The following is a 12539-nucleotide window of genomic DNA, read 5'->3' on the forward strand; positions in this document are numbered from 1 at the left end:
GCGGTCGTGTCGGGAAACCGGGTAGGGCTAGTAGACACACGTACTCGACACGGCCGGCTTTGGAGGCGCCGCACACCGCAGTGCACGAATGGCTCCGGCAGCCTTATGCCGAGAACGATGGAGGACATCATGTCACCCCGGCTCGACGCCTCGCATACCCATCAGGCGACGTCGACATCCCCCCCGGAACATCTGAATCCCATCGAGCAGGACAGCGACGACGACGTGCTCGCCGGGCTTCCGGAGATCCCGCCGTTCGAAGAGGTGGGAGCGATGGACGCGCGAGCCCTCTCCAAGACCCTCTTCGCGCGGCTGGAGTCGCTGGAGGAGGGCACGCACGAGTACTCGTACGTCCGCAACACGCTCGTCGAACTGAACCTCGCCCTGGTCAAGTTCGCCGCCTCCCGGTTCCGCTCCCGCAGTGAACCGATGGAGGACATCATCCAGGTCGGCACCATCGGCCTGATCAAGGCGATCGACCGCTTCGAACTGAGTCGCGGAGTGGAGTTCCCCACATTCGCGATGCCAACCATCGTGGGCGAGATCAAGCGCTTCTTCCGGGACACGTCCTGGTCGGTGCGGGTGCCGCGCCGCCTTCAGGAGCTCCGGCTCGACCTGGCCAAGGCCGGCGACGAACTGGCCCAGAGGCTCGACCGCGCCCCCACCGTGGCCGAGCTCGCCGAGCGCCTCGGACTGTCGAGGGAGGAGGTCGTCGAAGGCATGGCGGCGTCCAACGCGTACACCGCCGCCTCCCTGGACGCCCAGCCCGAGGAGGACGACTCCGAGGGCGCGCTGGCCGACCGGATCGGCTACGAGGACCACGGGCTCGAGGGCATCGAGTACGTCGAGTCCCTGAAGCCGCTGATCGCCGAACTGCCGTCCCGGGACCGCACGATCCTCTCGCTGCGCTTCGTCGCGGGCATGACCCAGTCGGAGATCGGCGACGAGCTCGGGATCTCCCAGATGCACGTGTCACGGCTGCTGTCGCGGACGCTGGTGAAGCTCCGCAAGGGCCTGACCGTCGAGGAGTGACGGGTCGGCGCCACTGACCTGCGCGGGTGCCCGGTGTCCATGGGGACACCGGGCACCGTGCGTTCCGGGCGCGCGTCCGCACGCATGCCGGACGCCCCATAGTTACTTGGAGTAACCCTTTCCCCCAGGGTGCACTTCCCTCACTATGGTCGCTCACAGACTGGCCGGTACGTCAGGAGGAGGGGCGCATGGCGCGGGCCGAGGGGGCGGGGGGCGGCGTACCCGCAGGGGGGCACGGCGGCGCGTCCGACGCCCGTCTCACCGAGCTGCTGCGCGCCGACACGACCACGGCGTACGCGGCCCTGCTGGAGCTCCGCGCCCGCCACCAGCCCGCGGTCCTGGCCTACGCCCGCCTGTGCACGGCCGGGGAGAGCGCGGCCCGGCAGCTGGCCGCGCAGACCTTCACGCTCGCGGCCCGGGAGACGGCCCGCGGGATCGACCCCGGCCTCCCCTGGCGCCACCGCCTCCTGCTGCTCACGGCCCGCTCGGCCGCGCAGTGGGCCGGGGACCAGCGGTCGGCCGGCCTGGACGCGAGCGTCCTGCTGCTCCTGAACGCCTCCGGACCCGACGGTCCTGTACCCCCCGTGCTCACCGCCTTCGAGTCCCTTCCGGCCCGCGTCCAGGGCCTCGTCTGGTACGCCCTGGTGGAGGCCGAGCCGGAGGAGCGCACGGCCGTCCACCTGGGCCTCACCCGCGAGGACGTGGTCTACGGCACGGAGGGCGCCCTGAACGCGCTCGCCCAGGCCTGTCTGCGGTCCCGCCTGGCCGCCTCGGACGATCCCCGCTGCGCGGACTTCCGCCGGCTCATCGAGGAGTCCGTACGTCCGGACAACCCCCGGGACAGCGCCGATCTGCGCGCGCACATGATCCACTGTCCGCACTGCGCGGGCGCCCACGAGGAACAGTGCGCACTGCGCGACACCCCGCGGACGGCCCTGGCGGAGGGGCTGCTGCCGTGGGGCGGGGCGGCGTACGTGCGGGCGGAGCGGGACGCGGGGGCGGGAGTGCGGCCGTCGGAGGCGGGACCGCCCTCGCACGGGTCGGGGGCCGGCGGGTCCCGGTCGCGGGGGTCGGGGGCGGGCGGGTCCCGGTCGGGTCGGCGGGCGATGCCGGGGGCGGTCGCGGGGACCTGGCCGCGGCCGCGGCGGCTCGTGCTGGCGTCGGCGGCACTGGGGGTGGCGTTGGCGCCGCTGCTGCTGTTCCTGGGGGCGCGGGACGGTGATCCGGCCTCGGAAGCGGCAGGCACCGCGCTGCCGGGCCCCTCTCAGGTGACGGTGACCACGACGGTCCCACCGACCCTCGCACCCTCCCCTTCCCTTTCCTCGCCCTCTTCGTCCCCGTCTCCGTCCCTCTCCTCGTCGAGCAGACCGCCTGCCGCGTCCCCGAGCCCGTCCCCGCCCCGCCGAACGAGCCCACCCCCGTTCCGCGCGCCCGGCGGCTCCTACGCCCAGGTGGTGAATCTCGCCACGGCCCGCTGCCTGGACGTCTCCGGCGCCTTCGACGACGGCACGGACGTCGTCACCGCCCCCTGCACCTCGGCCGCCTCCCAGCGCTGGCGTGCCGACACCGCCCGCGGTGTCCTCCAGTCCGCGGCGGACCCCGACTTCTGCCTCGACAGCCGCGGGGACGTCGACAAGGGCCTCGGCATCTGGTCCTGCGACTCCGTGGAGGGCAGCCACGGCGACAACCTGCGCTTCACGGTGGACTCCGACGGCGTGATCCGCCCGGCGATCGCGATCGAGACGGGAGTGACGCCGGGCGGCGGGAACGGGGTCTCGCTGGAGCCGCTGACCGGGGGCACGGAACAGCGGTGGCGGGCGGGGGCGTCGTAACGGCGCAGCGGTGCGCTGAGACCGTCAGGCCACGCGTACGCCCCGTCGCCACACCCCGCTCACCAGGGGCACCCCCGGCCGGTAGGCCAGGTGCACATGGCTGGGGGCGTCCAGGAGGATCAGGTCGGCGTACGCACCGGGGGCCAGCCGCCCGATGTCCTCGCGTCGCAGTGCCGCCGCCCCGCCCGCCGTGGCCGACCAGACCGCCTCGTCCGGGGTCATCCCCATGTCGCGTACCGCGAGGGCGACGCAGAAGGGGACGGAGGAGGTGAAGGAGGAGCCCGGGTTGCAGTCGGTGGACAGGGCCACGGTGACGCCGGCGTCCAGGAGGCGGCGGGCGTCCGGCCACTCGGCGCGCGTGGAGAACTCCGCGCCGGGCAGCAGCGTGGCGACCGTACGGCTGTTCGCCAGGGCGTCCACGTCGGCGTCGGTGAGGTGGGTGCAGTGGTCGGCGCTGGCGGCGTCGAGTTCGACGGCGAGCTGCACGCCGGGGCCGTGGGTGAGCTGGTTGGCGTGGATGCGGGGGTGCAGGCCCTTGGCCCTGCCCGCCGTGAGGATCGCGCGGGCCTGGTCGCCGTCGAAGGCGCCCTTCTCGCAGAAGACGTCGATCCACCGGGCGTACGGGGCGCAGGCGTCCAGCATCTCGCCGGTGACCAGGGCCACGTAGGCCGCCGGGTCGTCGGCGTGGTCGGGCGGGACGATGTGGGCGCCGAGGTAGGTGACCTCGTCGGTGTGCGCGGCGGCGATCCGCAGGGCCCTCGCCTCGTCCTGGACGGTCAGTCCGTAGCCCGACTTGGTCTCGAAGGTCGTGGTGCCCTGGCGCAGGGCCTCGGCGAGGTGGTGGGTGAGGTTGTGTTCGAGTGCGTCGTCGCTCGCCGCCCGCGTCGCCGCCACCGTCGTGCGGATGCCGCCCGCGGTGTAGGGGCGGCCGGACATGCGGGCGTTGAACTCCTCGGTGCGGTCGCCCGCGAAGACGAGGTGGCTGTGGGAGTCGACGAAGCCGGGCAGGACCGCCCTTCCGCCTGCGTCGACCCGATTGTCAGTGGCGGGTGCTTTGCTTTGATCACCGGTCCACACGACGCGGTCGCCCTCGATGGCGACGGCCGCGTCCTGGATCAGTCCGAGGGGGGATCCGTCACCTAGGGAGGGGTCGTTGGTGACCAGGGCGGCGATGTTGGTGATGAGTGTGCTCGCGGTGCTCGCCGAGTGGGCGGGGCTGACGGTCGTCGCGTTGTTCATGGCGTCCTCGGTGGCCTGGTCGGCGGTGGGGGCGGGTTCGCTGCCGGGGTTCCGCGGTGTCATCCGCGCAGGGCGGCGACGGCGTCCGCGAGGGCTTTCGGCACATCCGGCACGAGGGCGTGCGCCCCGTCCCGAACGACGTGCCGACCTGCCACGACCGTGTGCGACACGTCCGCTGCCGACGCGGCGAATACGGCCGTCTCGGCCCCGAGCCGCGGAAGCGGCCCTGCCGTCCTGACCGAGTCGAGGGCGACGGTGGTGAAGTCGGCGAGCGCGCCCGGCTCCAGGATGCCGGCCTCGTCCCAGCCGAGGGCCGCGTGGCCGTCGGCGGAAGCCGCCCGCAGAAGGGCCGCCGCCGTCCAGTGACCCCGGGTGCGGGTGCGCAGGCGCTCGTTCAGCTCCATCGCACGGGCCTCCTCCAGCAGGTCGATCACGGCGTGGCTGTCGGAGCCGAGGGAGAGCGGTGAGCCCTCGTTCTGGAGTGCGACGGCCGGGCCGATGCCGTCCGCGAGGTCCCGCTCGGTGGTCGGGCACATGCAGGTGCCGGTGCCGCTGCCGCCGAGGAGGGAGATGTCCTCGGCGGTGAGGTGGGTGTTGTGGACGCCGGTGGTGCGGGGGCCGAGGACCCCGTGCAGGGCGAGGAGCTGGGTCGGGGTGCAGCCGTGGACCTCGTGGCAGGCCTCGTTCTCGGCGGTCTGCTCGGAGAGATGGACGTGGAGCGGCGCCCCGCGCTCCCCGGCCCAGCCCGCCACGGTCGCCAACTGCTCGGCGGGCACGGCCCGTACGGAGTGGATCGCGGCCCCGATCCGTGCGTGATCCCGTTCCTTGAGAACTGAACAGCGTGCGGCCCATTCCTCGGCCGTGCCGTCGGAGAAGCGGAGCTGGTGGGTGGTGGGCGGCTGTCCGAAGCCTGAGGAGAGATAGGCGGTGTCGAGGAGGGTGATGCGGATGCCGGCTTCGGCGGCGGCCTCGATCAGGGCCTCGCCCATGGCGTTGGGGTCGGCGTAGTGGGTGCCGCCGGGGGCGTGGTGGAGGTAGTGGAACTCGCCGACGCTGGTGATCCCGGCCAGTGCCATCTCGGCGTACACGGCGCGGGCGAGCGCGTGGTACGTCTCGGGGGTCAGCCTGTCGGCGACCGCGTACATGACCTCGCGCCAGGTCCAGAAGGTCCCGGAGCCGACCTGGACGGTGCCGCGCAGGGCCCGGTGGAAGGCGTGCGAGTGGGCGTTGGCCAGGCCCGGCAGGGTCAGTCCGCGCAGGATCTCGGCGCCGGGGGGCGGGACGGCGGTGTCCGTGCGGACGGCGGCGATGCGGCCGTCCCGCACGTCCAGGGCGACACCCGGCTCGACGTGGGTGTCGAGCCAGGCGTGCTCCAGCCAGTAGGTCTTCGGTGTCGTCACCGGCAGGCCAGCCCTTCCAGTACGTCGGCGAGCGCGAGGACCCCGGCCAGGCAGTCGTCCTCGGCGGCGGACTCCGCCGGGGAGTGCGAGACGCCCGTGGGGTTGCGCACGAACAGCATGGCGGTCGGAATGCTCCCGGACAGGATTCCCGCGTCGTGTCCGGCCCCGGTCCCGAGGACGGGCACCTTGAGGTCGGTGTCGGTGCCGAGGATGCGGGCGAGTTCGTCGCGCAGGGCGTGGTCGAACTCGACGACGGGGGTGAAGGACTCCCGGACGATGTCGAGGTCGACGCCGTGGGCGTCGGCGTACTCCCGGGCCGCCTTCTCGATGCCGCCGACCACCTGGTCGAGGCTCTCCTGGTCCGCGGCGCGGGAGTCGAGCCAGCCGCGCACCAGGGAGGGGATGGCGTTGACGCCGTTCGGCTCGACGGAGATCTTGCCGAAGGTGGCGACGGCACCGGCGAGTTCGGCCTCGCGGCGGGCGGCGAGCACCGTCTCGGCGTACGACAGCATGGGGTCGCGCCGGTCCACGAGGCGGGTGGTGCCGGCGTGGTTGGCCTCGCCCCGGAAGTCGAACCGCCAGCGCCCGTGCGGCCAGATGGCGCTGGCGATGCCGACCCGGTCGCCGCTGAGGTCCAGTGCCCGCCCCTGTTCGACGTGCAGTTCGACGAAGGCGCCGATGCGGGCGAGCCGCTCCGGGTCGGCCCCGATGCCGTCGGGGTCGTGTCCGGCGGCCTCCATGGCCCGCGGGAGCGTGACCCCGTCCCCGTCGGTCAGCCGGTGCGCCTGCTCGACGGTGAGCTGCCCGGCGGTGAGCCGGGAGCCGACGCAGGCGAGCCCGAAGCGGGCGCCCTCCTCGTCACCGAAGTTGACGAGGGCGAGGGGCCTCGCGAACTCCGCGCGCCGGGCCCGGAGTTCGTCGAGCGCGGCGAAGGCGGACACGACGCCGAGGGGGCCGTCGAAGGCGCCGCCGTCGGGCACCGAGTCGAGGTGGGATCCGGTGACGACGGCGTCCCCGGCGGTGGGGTCGCCGAGCCAGGCCCACTGGTTGCCGTTCCGGTCGACCTCGTAGGTCAGTCCCCTGGTCTCGGCCTGCTCCTTGAACCAGGCCCGGCATTCGGTGTCGGCCCCGGTCCAGGCGAAGCGCCGGTAGCCGTGGGAGTCGGGGTGGCGGCCGATGGGGAGCAGCTCGCGCCACATGGAGTGGAACGAGCTGCCCTGGGACGTCTCCGTCACGCCGAGTCACCCTCGCGCATCGGGACCCGCACGCCCCGTTCGTCGGCGACGGACTCGGCGATGTCGTAGCCCGCGTCGACGTGCCGGATGACGCCCATGCCGGGGTCGTTGGTCAGGACCCGGCGGACCTTCTCGCCACCCAGCTTGGTGCCGTCGGCGACCGTGACCTGGCCGGCGTGGATCGAGCGGCCCATGCCCACGCCACCGCCGTGGTGGAGGGAGACCCAGGAGGCACCCGAGGCCACGTTCACCATGGCGTTCAGCAGCGGCCAGTCGGCGATGGCGTCGGACCCGTCGAGCATGGCCTCCGTCTCGCGGTACGGGGAGGCCACCGAACCGGCGTCCAGGTGGTCGCGTCCGATCGCCAGCGGCGCGGCCAGCTCACCGCTCGCCACCATGTCGTTGAACCGCTCGCCGGCCTTGTCGCGCTCGCCGTAGCCCAGCCAGCAGATGCGGGCGGGCAGGCCCTGGAAGTGGACGCGCTCACCGGCCATCTTGATCCAGCGGGCGAGGGACTCGTTCTCGGGGAAGAGGTCGAGGATCGCCTTGTCGGTCTTGGCGATGTCGGAGGCCTCGCCGGACAGGGCGGCCCAGCGGAAGGGGCCCTTGCCCTCGCAGAAGAGGGGGCGGATGTAGGCGGGGACGAAGCCGGGGAAGGCGAACGCGCGGTCGTAGCCCGCGAGCTGGGCCTCGCCGCGGATGGAGTTGCCGTAGTCGAAGACCTCCGCACCGGCGTCCATGAAGCCGACCATGGCCTCGACGTGCCGGGCCATGGACTCGCGGGAGCGGGTGGTGAACCCGGCCGGGTCCTTCGCCGCCGCGTCGGCCATGTCCTCGAAGGCGACGCCGACCGGCAGGTAGGACAGCGGGTCGTGGGCCGAGGTCTGGTCGGTGACGATGTCGATGGGGGCGCTCTCGGCGAGCATGCGCGGCAGGAGTTCGGCGGCGTTGCCGAGGAGGCCGATGGAGAGCGGGCGGCGGGCGTCGCGGGCCTCGACCGCCAGCTGGAGGGCGTGCTCCAGGGAGTCGGCCTTCACGTCCAGGTACCGGTGCTCGATGCGCCGTTCGATGGCCCGGGGGTCGCAGTCGATGCAGATCGCGACGCCGTCGTTCATGGTGACGGCGAGCGGCTGGGCGCCGCCCATGCCGCCGAGGCCGGCGGTGAGGGTGATGGTCCCGGCGAGGGTGCCGCCGAACTTCTTCGCGGCGACGGCGGCGAAGGTCTCGTAGGTGCCCTGGAGGATGCCCTGGGTGCCGATGTAGATCCAGGAACCGGCGGTCATCTGGCCGTACATGGTGAGGCCGAGGGCCTCCAGGCGGCGGAACTCCTCCCAGTTGGCCCAGTCGCCGACCAGGTTGGAGTTGGCGATCAGGACGCGCGGGGCCCACTCGTGGGTCTGCATGACGCCGACCGGGCGGCCGGACTGGACCAGCATGGTCTCGTCCTGCTTGAGGGTGCGCAGCGTGCGGACCATGGCGTCGAAGGAGCGCCAGTCACGGGCCGCCTTGCCGGTGCCGCCGTAGACGACGAGCTTGTCGGGGTGCTCGGCGACCTCGGGGTCGAGGTTGTTCTGGAGCATCCGCAGGGCGGCCTCCTGCTGCCATCCCAGGGCGCTCAGTTCCGTACCGCGCGGCGCTCGGACGGGGCGGGGTCCTGACATGGTCTGCCTCCTGGGGGCTGTGCTGCGGATGGCCGGGTACCGGTGAGTGCTGTCGATATTCACATCCTGGCCGCCTGAATAGAACTAGTCAATACGTTCCGGCGTCTGCCTCAGGAGGGAAAGGATGTCTCCTGGACATGCGCACCCTCGAAAGCACTGGCGAGGACGGGAGTCGTGGTGGACGAGTACGGCAACACCGGCGAAGAACGGGCGGCCCGCCGGGACGAGGCGGTGCGCGGGGCCGTGGAGCGGGGCCTGCTGGGCCCGGACGCCCCCATCGTCGGGCTTCTCGACGTCACCGGCATCCGGGAGTCGGCGCGGGAACTGCGGGCGGCCTTCGACGCCGTCACGGCACCCGGCACCCCGGTGCTGCACGCCTTCGCGGTGAAGGCGACCCCGCTGGTGCCGGTGCTGCGGCTGCTGCGCGAGGAGGGCATCGGCGCGGAGGTGGCGAGCCCGGGTGAACTGGCCCTGGCGCGGGCGGCGGGCCTCTCGCCGGCCCGGACCGTGCTGGACTCGCCCGCGAAGACGGCGGCCGAACTGCGGGAGGCCCTGGCGCTGGGGATCGCGGTCAACGCGGACAACCCGCAGGAGCTGGACCGCATCGACGGCCTGGTGCGGTCGGCGGTCAGCCGCTCCCCGCTCGGCATCCGGGTCAACCCGCAGGTCGGCGGCGGTTCCATCGGGGCGACCTCGACGGCCACCGAGACCTCGAAGTTCGGGGTGGCGCTGCGGGACGAGGGGGCGCGCGAGTGGGTGGTGCGCGCCTACCTGGAACGGCCCTGGCTGAGCCGGCTGCACGCGCACACCGGATCGCAGGGCATCCCGCTCGCCCTGATGGTGCGGGGTGTCGAGGAGACGTACGCGCTCGCCGAGGAGATCAACCGGCGGATCGGGCGGCCGCAGATCGACACGATCGACATCGGCGGCGGGCTGCCGGTGAACTTCGCCTCGGAGGCGACTTCACCGACGTACACGGAGTACGCGCGGGCGCTGAAGGCGGGGGTGCCGGGGCTGTTCGACGGGCGGTACGGGCTGGTGACCGAGTTCGGGCGGTCATTGCTGGCCAAGCACGGCACGATCGTGGCGCGGGTGGAGTACGCCAAGAGCGCGGGCGGGCGGCCGGTCGCGGTGACGCACGCGGGCGTGCAGGTCGCGACGCGGACGGTGTACGTGCCGGGGTCGTGGCCGCTCAGGATCGCGGCGTACGACGGCAAGGGGCGGCCGAAGAGCGGGCCCGAGGTGGTGCAGGACGTGGCGGGGCCGGCCTGTTTCGCGGGCGACCTGCTGGCCGAGGGGCGTGCGCTGCCCCTGCTGGACCAGGGGGACTACGCGGCGGCGCTGGACACGGGCGCCTACTACTTCGCGCACCACTACGCCTACAACTCGCTGGCCCGGCCGGGCATCTACGGCTTCGTGCCCGACCCGCAGACGGGCGGCGTCCGCTTCGCGACCGTGCGGGACCCGCAGACCCTCGCCTCGATCGTGGCCGAATCCGGAGGGGCGCACGTCGGGGCGCTCACCACCCTGCACACCCCCGGAAGCCGTTGACGCGCGCCCCACAGGTCGCTGATCAAATAGCCGGTGAAACAAGGCAAGTCGACCCACTCTAGTCACCCCGAGCATGTTCCACCGGAAAATGCCAGATCCCTCACCCCTGGCGCACACGTTGCGTAGTTTCGGCGTCACTCAGCCGAACCCCAGGCGGGAGGGGAGCCACGGTGCAGGGAATCGACGAGTGCCTGCTGGAAGCCATGCGACTGCCGGGTGCGCGGGGCGCCGCGCTGGTCGACTGGACCAGCGGGCTGGCCCTGGGCGCCGTGGGGGAGTCCCCCGGCGGTGACCAGGAGGCGGCCGCGGCCGAGGCCGCCGAACTCGCCCGGCTCGCCGCGGAACAGCGCGCCTTCGCCTCCGGTCCCGACGACACCGGCGCGACCGCCGAGCAGGACGGGGTCCCGCCGGTCGAGGACCTCATCCTCAGCAACCGGGACAGCTACCACGTGCTGCGTTTCGTGGCGACGTCCTTCGACAGCAGCGTCTTCCTGCACCTGTGGCTGGCCCGCGCGGAGGGCAACCTCGCGCTGGCCCGTATCCGGCTGGGCGAGATGGCCGGACGGCTGGTGCTCGGATGACGACGGTGAAGACCACGGCCGCCACCCCACCGCCCCGGCTGCCGGTCCGCGACAAGGCGGCCGCCCTCGGCCGCGGCTGGGGCGGTCTCTCGCCGATGCTGACCCGGCTGGCCGCCGAGCGCGCCACCGGCGTGCTGGTGCGCGAGCGCGGCGCCCTGCACCTCGCCGACGGCAAGGTGGTGCACGCCGAGAGCCCGGCCGCCCCCGGCGCCCACGACCTGCTCGCCGCCCACGGCACCCTCGACGCGGACGCCTGGGCCCGGGCGCTGGCCGAGAGCGCGGCACACGCCGAGGGCCCCGAGCACACCGGCGCCGGGACCGGCACCCGGCGCCGCACCGGCGCGGAGGTGGTGCACCACGCGGGCCGCCGCCTGGTCGAGGACGGACTGCTCGCCCCCGGCGCCCTGGAGCTGTGCCGGCTGACCGCGCTGTACGACGCGGCGTACTTCGCGCTGGCCCCGAGCAGCGCCCCGGGCCGCTTCCGCTACGGCTCCGAGGACGACCTCGGCACCGGCCGCGCGGCCGTCCCGGACACCAGCGGTCCACGCGAAGGCTCCCCCACGGCCCTGGCCACCCCCGGCTCACGAGCGGGCACGCCCACCGGCCCCGGCATTCCGCACCCGATCCCGGTCGCCGACCTGGAGCGGGAGACGCTGCGGCGGCGGGACCTCCTGCACCGCATCTGGCCGGACGCGCTGGTCGACGAGGCCCCGCTGACCCGCGAGTACCACCCCGCGCCCGCCCCGATCCCGGCGCGCAGACAGGCCGTGCTGGCCCTGGTGAACGGCGTCCGCACGGCCTCCGACATCGCCCGCGAGCTGGGCCGTCCGGCGTTCCACACCCTGGTGGACATACGGCGGCTGGTGGCCGCCGGAGCCGTGTCCCCGCGCCCGGTGACGCTCCCGGGCGACCCTCTCTCCGTCCCGCTGCCCGGGCCCGCCGGCACCGGCCCGCCCATGGATCTCACCGGCACCACCGCGCCCGTCGATCCCCACATCACGCTGCTGAAGAGGCTCAGGGATGCGCTGGAGGCCCTTTGAGCGGCAGCGGATCCGCGCCGAGAGGAGAGACCTGATGGCGGCTGCGCAGGACGGCATCCTGGAGGAGCTGCGCCGGCTCCGGGCGCGGGTGCCGCAGCTCACCGGCGCCCTCGCGGCCGACTCCGACGGTCTCGTCCTCGCCCAGGACACCCCGGGCGTCGATCCGGAGACGGTGGCCGCCCTCGCCGGGGCCACCCGGGTGCTCGCCGCCCAGCTGGCCGACGAGACCGGCCAGGGCGATCTGCGCGAACTGCTGGTGCGGGGCCTGTACGGCTACGTCGCCACGTACGCGGCGGGCCCCGGTGCCGTCGTCACGCTGCTCGCCCAGGACCGGGTCAACGTCGGCCGGCTCCATCTGGAGGGCCGCAGGGCGGGGGCCAGGATCGGCGAACTCGTCGACGCCGTGGCCGCCGCCGAACCCACCGAGACCCCTGTGAAGGCGCCCGCGAAGCCCGCTCCGGCCCGTGCCAGAGCGGCCCGCCCGTCCCGGGCCAAGCCCGCGGACACCCGCGCCACGGCCGTCGCACCGACGGCGGCCCGTACCACCACCGAAAGTTGAGAGAACCGAGGAGACACAGTCATGGCCAACACCGAAACCGCACTGAAGGAAGCCCTCGCCTCCATCGAGGGCGCAACCGGCGTCGCACTCGTCGACTACACCAGCGGCATGGCGCTCGGCACCATGGGCGGCAGCAAGGGCTTCGACCTGAACGTGGCCGCCGCCGGCAACACCGACGTGATCCGCGCCAAGATGCGCACGATGGAGCACCTGGGGCTCAAGGGCCAGATCGAGGACATCCTGATCACCCTGACCGACCAGTACCACCTGATCCGCCTGATCAGCGGGCGCGGTGGCAACGGCCTCTTCCTCTACCTGGTCCTGGACGCCAAGCGGGCCAACCTGGCGATGGCCCGCCACCAGCTGCGGTCCATCGAGAACGACCTGGAGGTGTGATCCCGTACCGAGG

The 12539-nt window shown here is 73.3% G+C and carries 11 protein-coding genes; 7 read left to right on the plus strand and 4 right to left on the minus strand.

The window, feature by feature from the left end; genetic code table 11:
- Positions 1 to 129: 129 nt before the first annotated feature.
- Both AQJ54_RS37000 and AQJ54_RS37005 read left to right on the plus strand, forming a co-directional pair.
- A complete protein-coding gene (locus AQJ54_RS37000) occupies positions 130 to 1032 on the plus strand; it encodes an RNA polymerase sigma factor SigF (RefSeq protein WP_107121224.1) in 903 nt (300 codons plus the stop codon).
- Between the two features lie 188 nt (positions 1033 to 1220).
- A complete protein-coding gene (locus AQJ54_RS37005; protein ID WP_062245214.1) occupies positions 1221 to 2864 on the plus strand; it encodes an RICIN domain-containing protein in 1644 nt (547 codons plus the stop codon).
- 24 nt (positions 2865 to 2888) lie between these two features.
- On the opposite strand, the gene hutI is transcribed toward AQJ54_RS37005, so the two are convergent.
- The 4 genes from hutI to hutU are packed head-to-tail and all read right to left on the minus strand — an operon-like array spanning position 2889 to position 8399.
- Positions 2889 to 4166: an imidazolonepropionase gene (gene hutI, locus AQJ54_RS37010; protein WP_079070185.1), complete on the minus strand. Its 1278-nt coding sequence runs from the start codon at positions 4164 to 4166 to the stop codon at positions 2889 to 2891.
- Positions 4163 to 5503, minus strand: a complete 1341-nt coding sequence (locus tag AQJ54_RS37015) for a formimidoylglutamate deiminase (protein ID WP_062245217.1) — start codon at positions 5501 to 5503, stop codon at positions 4163 to 4165. Before AQJ54_RS37015 ends, hutI begins: the two co-directional genes overlap by 4 nt.
- Positions 5500 to 6702, minus strand: coding sequence for an allantoate amidohydrolase (locus tag AQJ54_RS37020; protein ID WP_107121225.1), 1203 nt, complete (start codon positions 6700 to 6702; stop codon positions 5500 to 5502). The genes AQJ54_RS37015 and AQJ54_RS37020 overlap by 4 nt, the downstream gene beginning before the upstream one ends.
- A 32-nt stretch (positions 6703 to 6734) precedes the next feature.
- A complete protein-coding gene (hutU, locus tag AQJ54_RS37025) occupies positions 6735 to 8399 on the minus strand; it encodes a urocanate hydratase (RefSeq protein ID WP_062029910.1) in 1665 nt (554 codons plus the stop codon).
- A 177-nt stretch (positions 8400 to 8576) separates the two neighbouring features.
- Here hutU and AQJ54_RS37030 point away from each other — a divergent pair, with 177 nt between their 5' ends.
- The 5 genes from AQJ54_RS37030 (at position 8577) to AQJ54_RS37050 (ending at position 12526) form a co-directional block, all read left to right on the plus strand.
- Positions 8577 to 9950 carry a type III PLP-dependent enzyme domain-containing protein gene (locus AQJ54_RS37030; RefSeq protein WP_062245591.1) on the plus strand — a complete coding sequence of 458 codons (1374 nt, stop codon included), beginning with the start codon at positions 8577 to 8579 and terminating at the stop codon, positions 9948 to 9950.
- 170 nt (positions 9951 to 10120) lie between these two features.
- A complete protein-coding gene (locus AQJ54_RS37035; protein ID WP_062245223.1) occupies positions 10121 to 10531 on the plus strand; it encodes a hypothetical protein in 411 nt (136 codons plus the stop codon).
- Positions 10528 to 11571 (plus strand): hypothetical protein, encoded by a 1044-nt coding sequence (locus AQJ54_RS37040; protein ID WP_062245226.1) that lies wholly within the window; start codon positions 10528 to 10530, stop codon positions 11569 to 11571. Before AQJ54_RS37035 ends, AQJ54_RS37040 begins: the two co-directional genes overlap by 4 nt.
- A gap of 34 nt (positions 11572 to 11605) precedes the next feature.
- Positions 11606 to 12130, plus strand: coding sequence for a roadblock/LC7 domain-containing protein (locus AQJ54_RS37045; protein ID WP_062245229.1), 525 nt, complete (start codon positions 11606 to 11608; stop codon positions 12128 to 12130).
- 21 nt (positions 12131 to 12151) lie between these two features.
- Complete coding sequence (locus AQJ54_RS37050; protein WP_062029921.1) at positions 12152 to 12526, plus strand: roadblock/LC7 domain-containing protein; 375 nt, start codon at positions 12152 to 12154, stop codon at positions 12524 to 12526.
- The last annotated feature ends 13 nt before the right edge of the window (positions 12527 to 12539 follow it).

It is taken from the genome of Streptomyces griseorubiginosus (assembly GCF_001514195.1).
GTDB classification, from domain to species: Bacteria; Actinomycetota; Actinomycetes; order Streptomycetales; family Streptomycetaceae; genus Streptomyces; species Streptomyces griseorubiginosus.